The following is a 19,653-nucleotide window of genomic DNA, read 5'->3' as shown; positions in this document are numbered from 1 at the left end:
AGCTATTATGTATTAGCTTGTTTTTCAAATAATGATGCAATTTCTCGTTTATAGTCCCCGCGTATAATACCTTTCTCAGTAATAATTCCTGTAATTAATTCATTCGGCGTTATATCAAATGCTGGATTATAAACATCCGTTCCAATTGGTGCTACTTGTTTTCCAAAGATTTTCGTAACTTCTGTTTCATCTCTTTCTTCAATAATAATTTCAGCTCCAGTTTCTTTCGTAACATCAAATGTTGACAGTGGAGCAGCAACGTAAAATGGGATATTAAAGTGCTTTGCTAAAATAGCTAAATTCATTGTCCCTATTTTATTTGCCGTATCTCCATTTGCGACAATTCGATCCGCCCCTACAATAATTGCATTTATTTCTTTCGTTTGAATAGCATGAGCTGCAGTATTATCTGTAATAAGGGTCACATCAATATTTGCTTGCTTCAATTCCCACGTCGTTAAGCGACCACCTTGTAAAACTGGTCTCGTTTCACACGCATATGCATGTAAACGCACACCTTTCTCTTTTCCAATATAAAAGGGAGCTAATGCAGTTCCATATCTGGCAGTTGCGATACTTCCAGCGTTACAGATTGTTAAAATATTATCGCCATCTTTAAAACATGTTAACGCATATTCCCCAATATTTCGGCACACCTCTTCATCTTCCTGCTGAATGCGAAGCGCTTCTTCTTCTAATATTTTTTGTGCTTCTTTTATTGTAGTAATCTCTCGAATAGATTCTCTCATACGATCCATTGCCCAAAATAAATTTACTGCCGTTGGGCGTGATGTCCCTAAATAGTTACAGTCTCTATTAAACTTCTTTTGAAATTCTTCGATATGTAAAGTATTATATTTTTTCGCTGCAAGCGCCAAACCAAATGCAGCTACAATTCCAATTGCAGGCGCTCCGCGTACTTCTAACATTATGATACTTTTCCAAACCTCTTCAATAGTCGTTAATGTTTTGTATTCTGTGCTATGTGGCAATTTCGTTTGATTTAATACCGCAATTGCATCACCTTTCCAACTTACAGATCTCGGAACAGTAACGATTGTACTCATACTTTTACACCCCTTGAAACTGTCTGTTGAAATAATGTTCGAAACAGTTGAATATCAGCACTTTTAGATTCATATTTTATTAGTTCTTTTCCTAAGGATAGCGCTTGTTTCTTAGCTTGAATTCTTGTTTCTTTATTTTCTATTTCATCTAAATCTGCTACATGAGCTAAACCAATTGTTCTACGAATTAGTTCACATCCGGCAAATCCAACAGCATCAGTAAAGATATTTTGCAAAATAATTGGTAACCATTGTTTTTCTTTCGTATATGCTTCTACACCTTCCCCAATCCATAACTTTGTAAAAGTCTCTACAAAATTACTCCACGTCTTTTCTATATGAAAAAATAGTACTCTTCTCTTTTCTTCTTCTCTAGATAAAGCATTTAATAATAGATTTGCAATAAATTGACCTATGTCAAATCCAAATGGGCCATATGTCGCAAATTCTGGATCAATCACTTTCGTTTCAGAAGGTGACGAAAAAATACTACCAGTATGTAAATCACCATGAATAAGAGTTTCTTTTCTTGTTAAGAACTTATATTTATATTGTGCTACTTTTAGTTTTAAAGTTTTATCACTCCAAAGTTCATCAACCACGAGCTGTAAATCTGGCTCATAATCATTTGTATCATAATGTCCAAATGGATCTGTAAACACTAAATCCTCTGTAATTTTACAAAGGTCCGGATTTACAAAGGCACCTTCTAGTACCCTCTTCTCTTCTGACTGTAAACCAAAATCTGAAGTGTAAAATAAAACATGTGCTAGAAAACGACCAATATGCTGGGATAAAAGCGGATATTCTTCTCCGTCTATTAATCCTTTTCTTGTAATTGTTAGTCTTGATAAGTCTTCTATTACCGTTATCGCTAACTCTTCATCATGACTGTACACTACTGGAACATAATCCGGTACATACTGCGCAAAAATTTGCAGTGCCTTGCTTTCAATCGTTGCTCTTTTTATAGACAATGGCCAGCTTTCACCAACTATTTTAGCATAAGGCAGTGCTTGTTTTATTATAATGGATTTCTCTCCATCATCTAATTTGAACACGTAATTTAAGTTTCCATCTCCAATTTCATGACAAATGACATTTGCCTTCTCTTCAAAATAGCCATGATCTTTCGCATATTGTACAGCTGTTATTTCTGTTAATGAATAATATCCCATCGTCTTCTCCCCCTTTTTAAATTCAGAGGTTTTTCTAACATAGAAAAACCTCTTTCCACTAAGAAAGAGGTTTGAAGTTTATCTTCTCCCCTCTTATCTGCCAGAAAGTTTTACTTTCTGCTGGAATTAGCACCGTGCCTTTTGGCGTAATAAACGCCCCATTTCACAATGGTATTACGGTCGGTTGCTGGGCTTCATCGGGCCAAATCCCTCCACCTGCTCTTGATAAGAGTTGTATAATTTTTTGAATTTTTAACTTTATGTTGAAGACTATACCAAGAATAAAAATCACTTGTCAACATTTTATTTGTATAATTCTGGACGGCGATCCGCAAAAACTGGAATTCCTTTACGTACTTCTTTAATTTTCTCGAATACAAGCTCTCCAAATAAAATTGATTCCTCTTCATTCGCCTCTACTACAACTTCACCCCAAGGATCCACAATTAAAGAATGACCTGCAAACACATTATTCGAATCCTTTCCTGCTCTATTACACGCAACAACATAACATTGATTTTCAACTGCTCTTGCTTGCAATAGCAAACGCCAATGTGCTAAACGAACTAATGGCCATTCAGCTACAACAAATAATACTTTTGCCCCTTTAGCAGTATGGACACGCATCCACTCTGGAAAACGAATGTCATAACAAATTGTTCCAGCGCATTCAACATCATCTAGCTTAAATTCGCCCGTACCATTACCAGCTATTAAATATTTATGTTCATCCATAAGCTGAAATAAATGTACTTTACTATATTCGTTGACTAGCTGTCCTTCATTATTTACAACATACATCGTATTTGTAACGCCTTGATCCGTTTGCTTCGCTATGGACCCACCAACAATATGTACATTATATTGCTTCGCCCATTCTATTAACTTTTCTTTCGTTTCCACTCCATCCTTATCTGCAATTTCAGAAAGTCTCGTTAAATCATATCCTGTTGTCCATAGTTCTGGTAAGACGATAACATCTGGCCTTTCCTTCATAGCTTCGCTTATTTTATTTTTAGCATTTTCAATATTTTTTTCTACCTCTCCAAAAACAATATCCATTTGAATACATGCGACTTTCATTTTTTCAGCCCCATTCTTATTTTTCTCTTTACAAAATACTGGAAAGATTATATCATTTGTCACTAGAATTGTAACAACTTTCAAAAGAGGTGGAAAGTATGAAATTATTTCAACCTTCTGAGATAGTAACATCATTGCCAACACAATTTTTCGCTTCACTTGTTGCAAAAGTTAACAAAGTCGTTGCAGCTGGTCACGATGTTATTAATCTAGGTCAAGGTAATCCAGATCAACCAACACCGCAGCATATCGTAAAAGCTTTACAAAATGCTGCCGAAAAGACCATTCATCATAAATATCCGCCATTTCGCGGACATGAAAGCTTAAAGGAAGCCGTGGCTACATTCTATAAACGTGAATACGGCGTCGAATTAAACCCAAAAACTGAAGTTGCTATTTTGTTTGGCGGGAAGGCTGGACTAGTAGAATTACCGATTTGTTTTACAAATCCTGGTGATACGATTCTCGTTCCGGATCCAGGTTATCCAGATTATTTATCCGGGGTTGCTTTAGCAAAAGCACACTTTGAAACAATGCCGCTTATTGCAGAAAATAACTTTTTACCAGATTATACGAACATTGATGACTCTATTGCAGAGCGTGCAAAATTAATGTTTTTAAACTATCCAAATAATCCTACCGGTGCTACTGCATCAAAAGATTTTTTTGATGAAACCATTCACTTTGCTAATAAACATAATATATTAGTTGTTCACGATTTTGCTTATGGCGCTATCGGATTTGATGGTCAAAAACCTGTTAGTTTCTTGCAAGCAGATGGTGCGAAAGATATAGGAATTGAAATTTACACATTATCAAAAACTTTCAATATGGCTGGCTGGCGCATCGCTTTTGCTGTAGGGAATGAAAGTGTGATTGAAACAATTAACCTATTACAAGATCATATGTATGTTAGTATATTCGGTGCAGTTCAAGATGCTGCTCGAGAAGCGCTATTAAGTTCACAGTCTTGCGTAATAGACCTTGTAAATAGTTACGAATCTCGAAGAAACGCTCTTATTTTAGCCTGTCACTCAATTGGTTGGAATGTAGACATTCCAAAAGGATCATTCTTTGCATGGCTTCCCGTTCCAAAAGGATATACCTCTGAGCAATTTTCTGATATTTTACTAGAAAAAGCACATGTCGCAGTTGCTCCTGGTGTTGGATTTGGTGAGCATGGGGAAGGGTATGTCCGTGTTGGTCTCTTGCATGCAGAAGATAGATTACGAGAAGCCATTAATCGAATTGATAAATTAAATTTTTTCAAAAAGTAATTGACAACACGAAAAATATCTGACAAAATTCAGTTATCTTAAAAATTTAAACATTTCTAAATACTTCTTATCAAGAGCAGGTGGAGGGACGAGCCCGACGAAACCCGGCAACCGATCTACAATTGTAGACACGGTGCTAATTCTCGCAGCATTACGCTGACAGATAAGGAGCTGGTTGTAAAAAAACCTCTCCTTAGCTGAGAGGTTTTTTTATTTAACTAGGAGGTTATAACAATGAGCGGAATTATAGCGACGTATTTAATCCATGATGATTCACATAACTTAGAAAAAAAAGCTGAGCAAATTGCACTCGGTTTAACAATTGGCTCTTGGACTCATTTGCCACACTTATTGCAAGAACAATTAAAGCAGCATAAAGGCAACGTCATTCATGTTGAGGAATTAGCTGAACATGAATATACCAATTCGTATTTACGTAAAAAAGTAAAACGCGGAATTATTAAAATCGAATATCCGCTATTAAACTTCAGTCCAGATTTACCAGCGATTTTAACGACTACATTTGGAAAGCTATCACTTGATGGCGAAGTAAAACTAATTGACTTAACTTTTTCAGACGAGTTAAAAAAACATTTTCCTGGTCCAAAATTCGGGATAGATGGTATTCGAAATCTTTTACAAGTGCATGATCGTCCCCTTTTAATGAGTATTTTTAAAGGAATGATTGGACGAAACATTGGGTATTTAAAAACGCAATTACGCGATCAAGCAATTGGTGGTGTAGATATAGTAAAAGATGATGAAATATTATTTGAAAATGCATTGACACCACTTACGAAACGCATTGTATCTGGAAAAGAAGTTTTACAATCTGTCTACGAAACATACGGTCATAAAACGTTATATGCCTTAAATTTAACAGGACGAACTTTTGATTTAAAAGAAAATGCTAAACGTGCAGTGCAAGCTGGAGCTGATATTCTATTATTTAACGTATTTGCTTACGGACTAGATGTACTACAATCACTTGCAGAAGATGATGAAATCCCAGTTCCTATTATGGCACATCCTGCTGTAAGTGGTGCTTATTCAGCATCCAAGTTATATGGAGTTTCATCACCATTATTACTTGGAAAGCTACTACGTTATGCTGGGGCTGACTTTTCATTATTCCCATCTCCATACGGAAGTGTTGCGCTAGAAAAAGAGGAGGCTCTTGCTATCTCAAAATATTTAACTGAAGACGATGCATTTTTCAAGAAGAGCTTTTCTGTTCCGTCTGCTGGTATTCATCCTGGTTTCGTTCCCTTTATTGTACGAGATTTCGGTAAAGATGTTGTTATTAATGCTGGCGGCGGGATACACGGACATCCAAATGGAGCGCAAGGCGGCGGTAAAGCTTTCCGTACTGCAATTGATGCTACTTTGCAAAATAAACCACTCCATGAAGTAGACGACATAAATTTGCATAGTGCACTACAAATATGGGGAAATCCCTCTTATGAGGTGAAATTATGAGTATTCAAGTATTTTGTGATTTCGATGGCACGATTACAAATAATGATAACATTATGTCCATTATGGAAAAATTCGCACCACCAGAAGCCGAGGAAGTAAAGAATAAAATTTTATCACAAGAACTATCCATTCAAGAAGGTGTTTCTCAATTATTTCAATTCATACCTACTAATCTGCACGATGATATTATTCAATTTTTAATAGAAACTGCTGAAATCCGTAGTGGTTTTCATGAGTTTATACAATTCGTAAAGAAAAATAACATTTCTTTTTACGTGATATCAGGTGGAATGGATTTCTTCGTCTATCCACTCTTACATGGAATCATTCCAAAAGAGCAAATTTATTGTAATGAAACAGACTTTTCAGCAGAGTTTATTACAGTTAAATGGCCTCATTCTTGTGATGATCATTGTCAAAATCATTGCGGATTATGTAAATCATCATTAATCCGTAAATTAAGTGATACAAATGACTTTCATATTGTAATTGGAGATTCTATTACTGATTTACAAGCCGCGAAACAAGCTGATAAAGTATTCGCTCGCGATTTTCTTATTACAAAGTGTGAAGAAAATCATATTGCTTATACACCGTTTGAAACATTTCAAGATGTGCAAGCTGAATTAAAACTTTTGTTGGAGGTGAAGGCATGAAACAACTTTTTCGTCAATGGTATGACTTAAGCGAGTTAAAAAAAGAGTTAACAACACGAAATTGGTTTCCAGCAACAAGTGGTAATATTTCTATAAAGGTTAGCCATGAACCACTTACTTTTCTTATTACAGCAAGCGGTAAAGATAAAACAAAAACCACTCCAGATGATTTTCTATTAGTAGATCATGTAGGAGTTCCCGTTTTAGAGACTGAATTACGCCCTTCAGCAGAAACAATATTGCATACACACATTTATAACAATACGAATGCCGGGTGCGTACTTCATGTTCATACAACTGATAATAATGTCATCACAAATTTATATAGTGATGCAGTCACCCTTCAAAATCAAGAAATTATTAAAGCTCTCGATATTTGGGAAGAAGGTGCAACAATTCAAATTCCTATTATTGAAAACCATGCCCATATCCCAACGCTTGGAGAAAACTTCCGAAAGCATATACAAGGAGATTCGGGTGCAGTATTAATCCGTAACCACGGTATTACCGTATGGGGTCGAGATAGCTTTGATGCAAAGAAGAGATTAGAAGCTTATGAGTTTTTATTCCAATTTCATATAAAACTATTATCAATTCAAGGAGGCGTTTCTAATGGCGCAAATTCGTATTCATGAAGTAAATACTCGTATTGAAAATGAAGTGGAAGTATCTAAATTTCTACAAGAGGAAGGCGTTTTATATGAGAAATGGAATATTTCTAAACTTCCTACTCATTTAAATGAAAATTATTCTTTAACAGATGAAAACAAAGCTGAAATATTAGCTGTGTTTTCAAAAGAAATCGCTGATGTTTCAGCACGCCGTGGTTATAAAGCACATGATGTAATTTCACTTTCAAATAGCACCCCTAACCTTGACGAATTATTAATTAATTTCCAAAAGGAACACCATCATACAGATGACGAAGTTCGTTTTATCGTCAGTGGTCATGGCATTTTCGCTATTGAAGGTAAAGATGGGAAATTCTTTGATGTTGAACTTGAGCCAGGCGATTTAATATCTGTTCCTGAAAATGCAAGACATTATTTTACCTTGCAAGATGATCGCCAAGTTGTAGCTATTCGTATTTTTGTGACAACTGAAGGCTGGGTTCCAATCTATTAAGGTAGTTAGTTGAATAAAAGGACTTGGACCCCCTTTTCCAAACTTTTATTCACTCTACATATATACATCCTCCTATGGAACAGGCTTATTTCATTTTGAAATAAGCCTGATTTTTTATTTACTTGAAAGTACCATTTCATCACAAGTTTAACACCTTGATTTTTCAAGTGCATTTTTTGAACATTTTTTGAATTTTTTCTGAAAATTCTGTTTTATATGTGATATACTACAATTAACTAAGAAGGAAAATAATATCGCAAACAGAGGGGGATAATCATGAGCTTACTTATCGCACTTATACTTGGAGTTACATGTGGAGCATTTCCTGTTATTTTAGGAGCTATTATGGAAGAGTTAGAAATTGGTGTTTTAGGATTTGTCGCATCTTGTGTAAGCGCTTTATTTTTTGGTTTATTCGGCGCTATTCCTGTTTCAATTCTGTGTGCTTTTTATATAATACGCCATGCTCGTACAAAACAATTTGGCCCTAATCACATCGCACAAATTATCCCGTTCCCGGTTGAACGATGCCGCCGGGCTTCTAACTTATAATTATAAAAATTAAAGATGACTAAATAAATAAAAGTCCTCATTTGAGGACTTTTATTTATTTTCTTCTAGAAATTGAAACAATTCTTGTAAATGTAGGGCATCTTCACCATAGCTAACAGATACATGAAATATGCCGTCAATCTCAGCTTGCATATAAAGATCCACTCCATCACGATCATATTTCAATGCTAAATAAAACTCCATTTCTTCTAACATCTTTTTTGAGGTTCGAATTACATAATGCCCCTTCTCATCTCTTCCATATTCAAATTCTGGTTCAAAATCATATTTTTGTTTAAAAGCTTCTTTTTGTCTTTCATTAATTTGCATACAAGTAGCTCGCTGTACAGTATCAATCATCTCATCAAACTTTTGAAGGTCCACCTCGTTTACCCCCTTATATATTTTTTATATAATACTTGTGTTCCACTATTTTCTTCGCCATCCTTAATTAACTCTTCATACAATTCTTTCGCCAAACTTAAGCCTGGGACTGGTAATTGTAATTTTTCTGCTTCCTCTAAAGCAATTTTCATATCTTTCATAAAATGCTTTACATAAAATCCTGGCTCAAAGTCTCCTTTTAACATTCGAGGAGCTAAATTACTTAATGACCAGCTACCTGCTGCCCCTGTTGAAATACTCTCTAACACTTTATCTGGATTCAGTCCAGCCTTCTTCGCGTAAGCAACAGCTTCACATACTCCAATCATATTGGAAGCAATGGCAATTTGATTACACATTTTTGTATGTTGTCCACTCCCAGCTGGTCCTTGTAATTGAATGTTTGTTCCTAACTTTTCAAGTAAAGGTAAACATCTATCATATATTTCTTTCTCTCCACCTACCATAATTGCGAGTTTTGCTTCTTTCGCGCCAACATCTCCTCCTGAGACAGGTGCATCTAACGTATATATTTTTTTACTTTTTGCAACTTCATTAATACGTTTTGCTAAAGTAGGTGTAGATGTCGTAAAGTCAATTGCTATCGTACCTTCTTTTGCATGTTCTATAATTCCTTCTATACCAAAATACACTTCTTCTACATCATGTGGATATCCAACCATTGTCATTACAATATCAACTTGCTTCACTAACTCTTTTGGCGTATCACACCAATGTGCACCAGCTTGCACTAAAGAATCTGTTTTTGCTTTCGTTCTATTATATACATATACTTTATGACCATCTTGCATTAAGTGATAAACCATACTTTTTCCCATTACGCCAATACCAATGAAACCTATTGATACAGTTTTATGTTCCATTTTCTCATCCCCTTTGTTCTAATAAATCATTTACCATCTTTCGGAACTCTTTATTAAAGTCATCATCCATACTATTTTTCACATTTGAAAATAACATAACAAAAATTCCTTTTTCTTTATTAAAATTATTGAAAGTGTTCCAACCAGATAATACACCATGATTATGAAAATAATCTGGATATATATAAAAACTAAATGCATATTTCCGTTCTGCTGAAGGCGAAAACATTGCTTGTATACTTTGTTCAGAAAGAAGTTTTCCATTTATAATAGCGCTTCGTCTAACTTCTTCATATCTCCAACTGTCGTATACATCTCACCACAACCATATAGCCAATCCATGCCTAACTTCTGCGCTGGTACAAGCTCTTGATTTTTTTTCACATAACCCTTTGCAAAATTTTTATCTCCAGGTACCATATTTCCCATACCGGATTCATGCATATCTACTTTTAAAAATATGTTTTCTTTTATGTAATCTCCTAAAGGTTTTTTGGAGATATGTTCTATTATATAAGCAAGAACCATATAATTATAATCTGTATATCTCCAACCTGTTCCTGCAGGAAATTCTAAATTTTGACGTCCAATCCAATTAATTAACTGTAAACGGGAAGCAGCATTCACATTTCCTTTCGCATGTTCAGGTAAACCAGAGGTATGCGTTAATAAATGATATAGCGTAATATTTTTATTCTCCGGAAATGAAGGAATATATTTATTTACATTATCTTGAATATTCAATTTACCTTGTTCTTGCAACTGTAAAATAGATGTGGCAACAACTGTTTTCGTAATAGAACCGATACGATATTTTGTTTGAGGCGTATTTTCTATTTTATTTTGAACATCAGCATACCCATATCCTTTATTCAATATAACACGCTCTTTATCTGTTACCAAAACTGTTCCATTAAATTGCTTTCCGACTAAATATTGATCTAATTTTTGAGATATACTAGCATAATCAATTTGTTGCTCTTCTTTTTCTTCTATATTCCCTTGTACTTCCGATTCAATAGTAGGATTCACTTTAGTTGTTAATACAGTGTTTTCCTTTATATTGGGGCTAACAAGAAAATAGTATACTCCGCTGCCAACTATAGCAGACAGTGAAGCCATCACCATTACTTTTTTTATCATATTGATCCTCCATAATTCCTTCGCTAAAAATTATCCCCCCTATTCTATTATCAAACAATAAAAAAAAATCGCAACAATTTGTTGCGAAAAATTACATTTTTTCTTTTCTATACACACATACTTGATTCTTTCCATTTTTTTTCGCTTCATATAATGCAATGTCCGCTCGTTGCATTAATTCTTCTCTTGTAGTTCCTTGTTCATATAACGCAACTCCAAAGCTAGCTGTTAACTTCGAAATTCCAGTAAATTGCTTTGTTTCAATAAAGAATCGTAATGACTCCGCAACTTGAAATGCTTCCTTTTCTACTGTATTTGTCACTAATATAATGAATTCTTCTCCTCCCCATCTTGCAAATACATGTTGCTGCTCCACTTTAGATTTCATAAGCTCTGCAAGTTGTATTAATGCTAAATCGCCAAAATCATGACCATATGTGTCATTAACTGTTTTAAAATTATCTATATCAAATAAAATGATTGCTATTTTCTCATCACTACGTATTACCTTTTCCCATTCTACCTCTAGTATTTGTTGAAACTTTAAACGATTATAAATCTCTGTCAATGAATCTATCATAGCAAGTCTTTCTTGTTCTTGATAGATTTCATCTAATTCTGTAATTTCCGTGCACTTTACAATAAATCTTGATAAATCTTCTGGCAATGGTGTCGCACGTAATAGAAAAGTAGATACTACCCCTTCATAATTTAACATCTTAATTCTTCTACCACTAGATAAAGTATCGTCTAGCCATGTTATATCATGCGTCGTCGAGTAGTATCCATTTTCTCTAATAAAATGTTCAGCAAATACTAAATGTTGCTCACGATAGGCAAACAAATTTTCATATCCGAAAAAAGCCAAAAAATTTGTATTACAATCAACTATTTCATCATCTTCTACTATAAATAATAGATCATTTTGAAAATCAAACATCGTTTGAAGCAATTCCTGCTGCAAACTAACTTGCCTCACTAAAGAAAGTTGATACAAACTCTTATTCACTTCCTCTAACACTGCTTGCGGAGTTACAGGAGCTATTACAATATTACGTATTCCTAATGCAAGTACATCTGTGAATTCTTTTGTTATTTGTTGATCCCAAATGACAATGAATGTACTGTGCGGAGTATACATATTCTTTATATATTTTATTTGAGAATAATCTGTTACATACGTAATGATAATGTGTGGTTTCGTTCTTTGAAATAATAGTTCGCCCTCTTCAAAACTATTTGCTATAAACATACATTTGGGATGGATATTTTCTACCGTTTGTTGATGCTTACATCCATTTTCTATATAAAGGACATTTAACTGCAGATCTTGTAACACATTTTGGAAAACCGTATTCTCTAATAAAAAATGTAGTATGTTCATCACTAGTCTTCACTCACTTCATATATCTTGTTCTACTGAATTCCTCACAAACTTTTTTAAAAGACTGGTCTCCAATAAACTTTAATTTGTGAGAGATACATATTAACAAGCTAATTGAGAATGTTATCTTCGCTTTTCACTCTATAAATTCCTTTTTTAGTGTATGATTGTAGGAATTGTATCGTTTGTATGAATGCCCTAGCTAATTTTTAAAACTTGACAATTAAAATAAAGATATTATATTCTTAAATTCGATAACTTACAAAATGTAAGTAGTGTATATTATTTTTTTGAAGATAATTCGATATACAATTTGGAGGATATACAATGACAAACGACAACTTTTTTGATGTTCTATATGAACGCACATCTACACGTGCATTCAACCCAAATAAAGAAATCTCATCTACAGAATTACATGAGATTTTAAAAGCCGCAGCACAAGCACCTTCCGCTTGGAACTTACAACACTGGAAATTCCTTGTTTTTCAAGGTGAAGATGTACAAAAACGATTACACCCAATAGCTTATAACCAACAACAAATTCTTGATGCTTCTGCAGTAGTCGCTATTTTAGGCGATTTAGAAGCTTATAAAAATGTTGAGCCGGTATATGGTCCAATTGTAGAACAAGGATTTATGAAAGAAGAAGCAAAAGAACGCTTAGCTAAAAATATTGAATCTGCATATGCTCGTGAACAATTCCCAAGAGATGCTGCCTTTTCAAATGCATCTTTAGCAGCAATGCAACTTATGCTTGCAGCTAAAGCAACTGGTTGGGATACTTGTGCTATTGGTGGCTTCAATCCACAAGCACTGACAGACGAATTTAACGTTTCATCTCGTTACGTTCCAATTATGCTTATTACAATTGGTGAATCAACTTTAAAAGGCCACCCTGCACCTCGCATGAGCGTAGAGCAAGTGAGTGAGTGGGCAAAATAATAAAAAACGAAGGTAACTACGTTGCCTTCGTTTTTTTATTCCCTGTCATACTTTTGTAATATTACTACAAATCATTCGACATTTATACTTATGGAAAAGTATATTCTATTCCCTCCTCATAAATAAACGTGACGTTTCGTGTCGAATTTTGTTAAGGTGTTGAAATATACCCGTGTATTTTTGTTACAATTGTGATACAATGATAACAAATAGATAACAAGAGAGGGATTTTCATTGAGTTCATACGGAAGCTTTATCGCACTTTTATGTTACATAGTAACTGTACTGCTTCTATATTTTATTGGTGATGCCGCAAACATCTCCATTTTACAATTTCCAAAAGAAGAAGCATTCCAATTAGAATCAGAAAAACATACTGCACGATCCATTGTGCCACTACTCCTAGCTCTTCCTGTATATATCATCGTTTTATATAAAAGTAAAAAAGTGTAAAGGCTACCCATTTCATTTATTTCGGTGGTTTTTACATTTTTTGTTATATTCCCCCTATTTTAAACATCATTCCATACTAAACACCCAGCTAGTCATTTAAAATGAGAAAATCCCCTAGAAAAAATTCCACTCTCTGTCCAGTCACTAACTACCGAACTTACATAGATTATAAGTGTGAAGGGGGTGATGAGGATTATGTTTGGATCATTTGGATGCTGTGATAACTTTAGAGACTGTCATCATCGTGAAAGAGAGTGTGACCATCGCGAACATCGCGAGAAAGAGAGAGAAGTAGTTAGACCACAACAACCAGCTGTATGTAACGTACTTGCTAGCATTTCAGTTGGAACAGAGCTTTCTCTTTTAAGCATTAGAGGTAATGGCACTTTCAATAATGTAATTTTTGAAGGTTTCGCTAACGGTGTTGCTCTTTTCTCTGCTTTAGCTCGTAATAACAAAGATAACAAAGATAACAATAAAGACGATAAGAACAATCAAAATCGAAATACTTTTACTGGTATTTTACGTGTATGCCCAACTGATATCGTTGCAATCGCTATCTAATTCTGTCTCTTATCCTCAATAGTAAGCAAATAAGATTTACTTTTCTCATAGAAAAAACCTGAGACCGATTTCAAATCGGCTCAGGTTTTTTTATTGTTTATATGCTTTTAACTAGTTCAACAACTTCTTCAGCAGTTGACATCATTAATGCTTTTTCTGCTAATGTTTCCATTTCTGCTTTTGACAACTTGCTTAGCTGTGTTCTTGCAGGAAGAATAGATGTTGCACTCATACTGAACTCATCTAAACCTAATCCTAATAATAATGGGATAGCAAGTGAATCGCCCGCCATCTCACCACACATACCAGCCCATTTGCCTTCTTTATGAGCAGCATCGATAACCATTTTTACAAGACGTAAAATAGATGGGTTATATGGTTGGTATAAGTAAGATACTTGTTCGTTCATACGGTCTGCAGCCATTGTGTATTGGATTAAATCATTTGTTCCGATAGAGAAGAAGTCAACTTCTTTCGCGAATTGATCTGCTAATACTGCTGAAGCTGGGATTTCAACCATCATACCAACTTCAATAGAATCAGAAACAGTTGTACCCGCTTCTACAAGTTTCGCTTTCTCTTCTAATAAAATCGCTTTCGCTTGACGGAACTCATCAAGAGTCGCAATCATTGGGAACATAATTTTTAAGTTACCGTATACGCTAGCACGAAGTAATGCACGAAGTTGTGTACGGAACACATCTTGCTCATCAAGACATAAGCGAATTGCACGGTATCCTAAGAATGGGTTCATTTCTTTTGGTAAATGTAAGTATGGAAGCTCTTTATCTCCACCGATGTCAAGTGTACGAACAACGACTGGTTGACCTTCTTTTACACCTTCAAGAACTGCTTTATACGCTTCGAACTGCTCTTCTTCTGTTGGAAGATTATCACGGCCCATGTATAAGAATTCTGTACGGTATAAGCCAACGCCTTCTCCGCCATTATCGATAATACCTTGTACATCATTTGGTGTTCCGATATTTGCAACAAGCTCAACGTGATGTCCGTCACTTGTTACAGTAGCTTGGTCTTTTAATTTAGCCCATTCAGCTTTTTGCTCTTCAAATTTCGCTTTCTTTTCTTCAAACGAACGAAGAGTTTCTTCTGATGGATTTACAATTACTTCTCCATCTAAACCGTCAATGATAACGATATCGCCGTTTTGGATTTTCTCCATAACAACTTTCGTACCAACAACAGCTGGAATTTCCATAGAACGAGCCATAATTGCAGAGTGAGATGTACGTCCACCGATATCAGTAGTGAAACCTTTTGCATACTTACGGTTTAACTGAGCTGTATCAGATGGTGTTAAATCTTCAGCAATGATGATTACCTCTTCAGAAATTGTACCAGGATTTGAGAAGTTAATTCCTAGTAAATGTGCAAGAACGCGTTTTGTTACGTCACGAATGTCCGCAGCACGTTCTTTCATATATTCGTTATCCATGTTTTCAAACATAGAAATAAACATTGATGCAACTTCATCCATTGCAAATTCAGCATTTACTTTTTCGCTATTTACTTTATCTTTTACTGGGTTTACTAGTTCTGGATCATTTAACACTAATAAATGTGCTTCAAAGATCGCAGCTTTGTCAGCACCTAGTTCAGCAAATGCGTGGTCCTTAATGGCTTCTAATTCAGTTTTTGCTTTCTCAAGCGCAGCGTCTAAGCGTGCAATTTCTGCAGCTTCGTTTGTAATTGATTTCTTTTCGATGTTAAATTCAGGATTTTCAAGTCTGAAAGCCTTTGCAATAGCAATCCCACTTGATGCAGCGATCCCTTGAATGTTAAGAGTCATTATTCTCCTAATCCTTCATTTTTCATAGTTTCTTCGATAGCTGCTAGTGCTTGAGCTGCATCATCACCATTTGCAGTGATTTTAATTTCTGCGTTTTGTTGAATGCCTAAAGACATAACGCCCATGATTGATTTTAAGTTAACGTTCTTTCCGTTATACTCTAAGTTAATGTCAGAACCGAATTTGCTTGCAGTGTTTACAAGTAGAGTTGCTGGACGAGCATGAATTCCTGAGTCGCTAGTTACTTTAAAGATTTTTTCCATGATAATTTATCTCCTTTAAATTACAGTATTTTTTAGTTGTATAGACGTGAGTACTACACCATCTATTGTATATAATAGGCGATGTTCGGTCAACCACATCGCCTATTATAATTATAAACATTTTGCGTCAAATTCCTACTGAATGTCAATAATAGCGGTTTCGCCCTTCTTAACATTTCCATCTTTTTTCAATTCGACTTGTTGCCCTTGTTGTAAGTTTGTAAAGACAATTGGTGTAATGATAGATGGTGCATTTTCTTTTACAAATGCAAGATCTACTTTTAATAATGGTTGGCCTTGTTTCACCTTGTCGCCTTGTGCTACAAGCGCTTCAAAACCTTCACCATTTAATTTTACAGTATCAATACCGAAGTGGATTAAAATTTCTTTTCCGCCTTCAGATTGAATGCCAATCGCATGTTTTGTAGGGAATACATTGACAATCTCACCGTTCACTGGAGAAACTACTGTTCCTTCAGTTGGTTCAATTGCAAATCCGTCTCCCATCATTTTTCCTGAGAATACTTGGTCAGGTACTTCTGTAATTGGTAAGATTTTTCCTTCGATTGGTGATACAATTGTTTCATTTTCATCAACTTTTTGAGGAGTTTCTTCCACTTTTACAGGTTCTTCTTTTTCAACATGAGGTGTACGACCTGACATAATATCATGAATTTGTGATTTTAATGTGTCAGATTTCGGCCCGAAAATAGCTTGAATGTTATTTCCAACTTCAAGTACACCAGCTGCTCCAAGTTCTTTTAAGCGGTCTTTGTTTACATTCTTTTGTTCGTTAACTTGAACACGTAAACGAGTAATACAAGCATCTAAAGAAGCAATGTTTTCTTTACCACCAAGTGCTACTAATACTTCACGAGGAAGTTCGCCTGCTTCTGCTTTTCCTGCGCCGTCATTTGCATTTGCCACTTCACGACCAGGTGTTTTTAGATTCCATTTGCGAATTGCAAAGCGGAATCCGAAGTAGTAAATAACTGCTAGTACAAGACCAACAATAATTACCCACCACCATGCTGTACGGCCTGGTAATACACCGAATAATAGGAAGTCAATTAAACCACCAGAGAATGTCATACCAATTTTAACACCTAAAATTTGCATTGTCATAAATGATAGACCAGCAAATACAGCGTGAATTCCGAATAATACTGGCGCTACGAATAAGAATGAAAATTCAAGTGGCTCTGTAATACCTGTTAAGAAAGATGTTAATGCTGCAGAACCTAAAATACCTGCTGCTAATTTTTTATTTTCTGGACGTGCTTCATGGTACATTGCTAAAGCTGCTGCTGGAAGACCAAACATCATGAACGGATACTTACCAGTTGTAAATGTACCTGCTGTTAATTCTACACCGTCTTTTAACTGTGCCATAAAGATTTTTTGGTCACCACGGATTAATTCGCCAGCTGCATTTGTATACTGACCGAATTCGAACCAGAACGGTGAATAGAAAATGTGATGTAATCCAAATGGAATTAATGAACGTTCAATTAAACCGAATATAAATGCTGCGATTGTTCTATTTGCATCAATCATTTGATGTGAGAACGTGTTTAAGCCACCTTGAATGTATGGCCAAATGAAGCACATGATAATACCTACTATTAAAGAGAATGTTGCAGTTGCGATCGGTACGAAGCGCTTACCTGCAAAGAAACCTAAGTATGATGGTAATTCAATGTTGAAGTATTTATTATAGCAATATGCCGCTACTATACCGACGATAATACCACCAAATACTCCTGTTTGTAGCGTTGGAATACCTAATACGTTTGCATACGCTGGATCTGCAAATCCAATTTTTACTGGGTCTGCTCCAGAACTTGTTACTTTCACTAGCTTATCTACTTCTAAGAACACACTCATCGTTTTGTTCATAATTAAGTAGCCGACGAATGCTGCTAAACCAGCTACTCCGTCTCCACCAGCTAAACCAATTGCTACCCCAACTGCGAATAATAATGCAAGGTTAGCGAAAATAATATCACCAGATTGTTCCATAATTTTTGCAACCATTACGAACCAATCTGCTTTTAAAGCAGGAATAACATTTGTTAACTGTGGATTTTGAAATGCATTACCAAATCCAAGTAAAATACCTGCCGCCGGTAAAATCGCTACTGGAAGCATTAACGCTTTTCCGACTTTTTGAAGAACACCAAAGATCTTCTTAAACATGGAAACCCTTCCTCTCTTATCTATATTGATACCTTCCGACAAACGCCAAAAAGACATGAGGAAAAAAAGATAGAACGATAGCTATACAAAGGGTAGTATATCCCTTTCTCTAGCTTACATTCCTTACTTTTCTCCACTCATGCCTGATCGAATCAGTAACACGTGTCAAAAATAGGTTTACGTATAAGTTCACTATAATTAAGGCAAACGTTTTCGTTACTCACCTTAATGTGTTTGTCGAAATTTGTATAACTTTGCAATAGTTATTATACATAACTATTGTAAGCGATTCAATCATTTTTTTTAACGTTTTCATTTTAGACAAAAATATATGACTTTTTACACATGCTCTGCCTTCACTAAGCGTTGCAAGTGCATCGTTAAATAAATACTTTCAGCTTCATATACAGGTAGTTGCAACTCTTTTTGCATGACCTTAACTAGCTTCCAAGCCAAGTTATAGCAAACTGGATACTCCGCCTTTAATAAATCAGCAAAACTTTGCGATTCTTCTACTTTTTCTCCTTTTTTCACCCTCTCAATAGCATATTGAAGATGACGAATAAGGCGTAAATAATGAATGCTCTCTTGGTCTAATGTAATTTGTAAGTTTGTCTCAATTAAAGATACAAGTTGTGCAATGAGACGGGAGTTTTGATTAACTGAAGATAAATCAGAATTTGTAAGCGAACTGTAAATGTGAAGTGCAATAAAACCAATTTCTCCTTCTGGCAATGTAATTTGCAAACGAGAATTTAAAAGTTGTACAACACCTTCCGCAATTGCATATTCCTCTGGATAGAGCATTTTTGTTTCAACTAAAAAAGGGTTATCAATTGTAAGTCCTTGTTTTAACCTTTTAATCGCAAATGAAATATGATCCGTTAACGCAATATGAATATGTTCATTTAGTGGAGATTTCGCTTTTTCTTGAATGTACAGCATAATATCGTTCATCAATTCAATTAATTTTTCACTAATATGCGGCACTAATAATTTATATTGTTCACGATCACGTTCATTTTTTAAGACAAACATTTTTTCGATTTGTTCTTGCTCCAATACATCTTTCGCTTTTTTCCCAAATCCAATTCCTTTTCCAATCACTACTACTTCCTCGTGTTCAGGATGGCTAGCAATGATGACATTATTATTTAAAACTTTTTTAATTTCTAGATAATTATTCATATAACACCACCCTCGTACT

The 19,653-nt window shown here is 35.1% G+C and carries 19 protein-coding genes, 1 pseudogene and 2 riboswitches; of the genes and pseudogenes, 9 read left to right on the top strand and 11 right to left on the bottom strand.

Annotated features, from left to right (window positions below; translation table 11 throughout):
• Nucleotides 1–5 precede the first annotated feature (5 nt).
• The 3 genes from mtnA to ACTFR8_RS12525 form a co-directional block, all read right to left on the bottom strand.
• A complete protein-coding gene (gene mtnA, locus ACTFR8_RS12535) occupies nt 6–1,067 on the bottom strand; it encodes an S-methyl-5-thioribose-1-phosphate isomerase (RefSeq protein ID WP_100619293.1) in 1,062 nt (353 codons plus the stop codon).
• A complete protein-coding gene (mtnK, locus tag ACTFR8_RS12530; protein WP_100619291.1) occupies nt 1,064–2,245 on the bottom strand; it encodes an S-methyl-5-thioribose kinase in 1,182 nt (393 codons plus the stop codon). The genes mtnA and mtnK overlap by 4 nt, the downstream gene beginning before the upstream one ends.
• 90 nt (nt 2,246–2,335) lie before the next feature.
• Nucleotides 2,336–2,477: riboswitch (SAM riboswitch) on the bottom strand.
• Between the two features lie 71 nt (nt 2,478–2,548).
• Nucleotides 2,549–3,412 (bottom strand): carbon-nitrogen family hydrolase, encoded by an 864-nt coding sequence (locus tag ACTFR8_RS12525; RefSeq protein ID WP_047387054.1) that lies wholly within the window; start codon nt 3,410–3,412, stop codon nt 2,549–2,551.
• Between the two features lie 14 nt (nt 3,413–3,426).
• Between ACTFR8_RS12525 and ACTFR8_RS12520 the strand changes: the two genes are divergently transcribed.
• The 6 genes from ACTFR8_RS12520 (at nt 3,427) to ACTFR8_RS12495 (ending at nt 8,417) form a co-directional block, all read left to right on the top strand.
• Nucleotides 3,427–4,605, top strand: a complete 1,179-nt coding sequence (locus tag ACTFR8_RS12520; RefSeq protein WP_252209686.1) for a pyridoxal phosphate-dependent aminotransferase — start codon at nt 3,427–3,429, stop codon at nt 4,603–4,605.
• Nucleotides 4,606–4,669: 64 nt separating this feature from the next.
• Nucleotides 4,670–4,775, top strand: a riboswitch (SAM riboswitch).
• Between the two features lie 64 nt (nt 4,776–4,839).
• Nucleotides 4,840–6,084 (top strand): 2,3-diketo-5-methylthiopentyl-1-phosphate enolase, encoded by a 1,245-nt coding sequence (gene mtnW, locus ACTFR8_RS12515; RefSeq protein WP_000014192.1) that lies wholly within the window; start codon nt 4,840–4,842, stop codon nt 6,082–6,084.
• Nucleotides 6,081–6,740: a 2-hydroxy-3-keto-5-methylthiopentenyl-1-phosphate phosphatase gene (locus ACTFR8_RS12510; protein ID WP_000027457.1), complete on the top strand. Its 660-nt coding sequence runs from the start codon at nt 6,081–6,083 to the stop codon at nt 6,738–6,740. Before mtnW ends, ACTFR8_RS12510 begins: the two co-directional genes overlap by 4 nt.
• On the top strand, nt 6,737–7,375 hold the full coding sequence (locus ACTFR8_RS12505) for a methylthioribulose 1-phosphate dehydratase (protein WP_000811347.1): 639 nt from the start codon (nt 6,737–6,739) through the stop codon (nt 7,373–7,375). The genes ACTFR8_RS12510 and ACTFR8_RS12505 overlap by 4 nt, the downstream gene beginning before the upstream one ends.
• Nucleotides 7,353–7,865 (top strand): 1,2-dihydroxy-3-keto-5-methylthiopentene dioxygenase, encoded by a 513-nt coding sequence (locus ACTFR8_RS12500; RefSeq protein WP_000057317.1) that lies wholly within the window; start codon nt 7,353–7,355, stop codon nt 7,863–7,865. The genes ACTFR8_RS12505 and ACTFR8_RS12500 overlap by 23 nt, the downstream gene beginning before the upstream one ends.
• 276 nt (nt 7,866–8,141) lie before the next feature.
• Nucleotides 8,142–8,417, top strand: a complete 276-nt coding sequence (locus ACTFR8_RS12495; protein ID WP_000054658.1) for a hypothetical protein — start codon at nt 8,142–8,144, stop codon at nt 8,415–8,417.
• 51 nt (nt 8,418–8,468) lie between these two features.
• Here the strand turns inward: ACTFR8_RS12495 and ACTFR8_RS12490 are convergent, their stop codons facing one another.
• From ACTFR8_RS12490 to ACTFR8_RS12475, 4 genes and pseudogenes are all read right to left on the bottom strand, one after another.
• Nucleotides 8,469–8,801, bottom strand: a complete 333-nt coding sequence (locus ACTFR8_RS12490) for a DUF3909 family protein (RefSeq protein WP_000365622.1) — start codon at nt 8,799–8,801, stop codon at nt 8,469–8,471.
• Between the two features lie 5 nt (nt 8,802–8,806).
• The gene (locus ACTFR8_RS12485; RefSeq protein WP_000400471.1) at nt 8,807–9,685 is read right to left on the bottom strand and encodes an NAD(P)-dependent oxidoreductase; all 879 of its coding nucleotides are present in this window, start codon (nt 9,683–9,685) and stop codon (nt 8,807–8,809) included.
• A gap of 4 nt (nt 9,686–9,689) precedes the next feature.
• Nucleotides 9,690–10,828, bottom strand: a pseudogene (locus tag ACTFR8_RS12480) (serine hydrolase domain-containing protein).
• Between the two features lie 91 nt (nt 10,829–10,919).
• Nucleotides 10,920–12,212, bottom strand: a complete 1,293-nt coding sequence (locus tag ACTFR8_RS12475) for a GGDEF domain-containing protein (protein ID WP_001023192.1) — start codon at nt 12,210–12,212, stop codon at nt 10,920–10,922.
• Nucleotides 12,213–12,539: 327 nt separating this feature from the next.
• Here ACTFR8_RS12475 and ACTFR8_RS12470 point away from each other — a divergent pair, with 327 nt between their 5' ends.
• From ACTFR8_RS12470 to ACTFR8_RS12460, 3 genes are all read left to right on the top strand, one after another.
• The gene (locus ACTFR8_RS12470) at nt 12,540–13,157 is read left to right on the top strand and encodes a nitroreductase family protein (protein WP_000180372.1); all 618 of its coding nucleotides are present in this window, start codon (nt 12,540–12,542) and stop codon (nt 13,155–13,157) included.
• Nucleotides 13,158–13,391: 234 nt separating this feature from the next.
• Entirely contained in the window at nt 13,392–13,610 is a 219-nt protein-coding gene (locus tag ACTFR8_RS12465; protein WP_000100485.1) for a hypothetical protein, read from the top strand.
• A gap of 195 nt (nt 13,611–13,805) precedes the next feature.
• Entirely contained in the window at nt 13,806–14,174 is a 369-nt protein-coding gene (locus tag ACTFR8_RS12460; RefSeq protein WP_000468039.1) for a DUF3915 domain-containing protein, read from the top strand.
• A 97-nt stretch (nt 14,175–14,271) separates the two neighbouring features.
• Here the strand turns inward: ACTFR8_RS12460 and ptsP are convergent, their stop codons facing one another.
• The 4 genes from ptsP to glcT form a co-directional block, all read right to left on the bottom strand.
• Nucleotides 14,272–15,984, bottom strand: a complete 1,713-nt coding sequence (gene ptsP, locus ACTFR8_RS12455) for a phosphoenolpyruvate--protein phosphotransferase (protein ID WP_000174207.1) — start codon at nt 15,982–15,984, stop codon at nt 14,272–14,274.
• Nucleotides 15,984–16,247, bottom strand: coding sequence for a phosphocarrier protein HPr (gene ptsH, locus ACTFR8_RS12450; RefSeq protein ID WP_000411080.1), 264 nt, complete (start codon nt 16,245–16,247; stop codon nt 15,984–15,986). The genes ptsP and ptsH overlap by 1 nt, the downstream gene beginning before the upstream one ends.
• A gap of 135 nt (nt 16,248–16,382) precedes the next feature.
• Nucleotides 16,383–18,446 carry a PTS glucose transporter subunit IIABC gene (gene ptsG, locus ACTFR8_RS12445; RefSeq protein ID WP_000473174.1) on the bottom strand — a complete coding sequence of 688 codons (2,064 nt, stop codon included), beginning with the start codon at nt 18,444–18,446 and terminating at the stop codon, nt 16,383–16,385.
• Nucleotides 18,447–18,785: 339 nt separating this feature from the next.
• A complete protein-coding gene (gene glcT, locus ACTFR8_RS12440; RefSeq protein ID WP_001067317.1) occupies nt 18,786–19,634 on the bottom strand; it encodes a glucose PTS transporter transcription antiterminator GlcT in 849 nt (282 codons plus the stop codon).
• Between the last annotated feature and the right edge of the window lie 19 nt (nt 19,635–19,653).

Origin of the sequence: Bacillus cereus group sp. MYBK15-3 (genome assembly GCF_051916765.1) — a bacterium.
Classification (GTDB): Bacteria; Bacillota; Bacilli; order Bacillales; family Bacillaceae_G; genus Bacillus_A; species Bacillus_A cereus.
The sequence above is the reverse complement of the archived record's forward strand: the minus strand, read 5'-3'. Positions and strand labels throughout refer to the sequence as shown.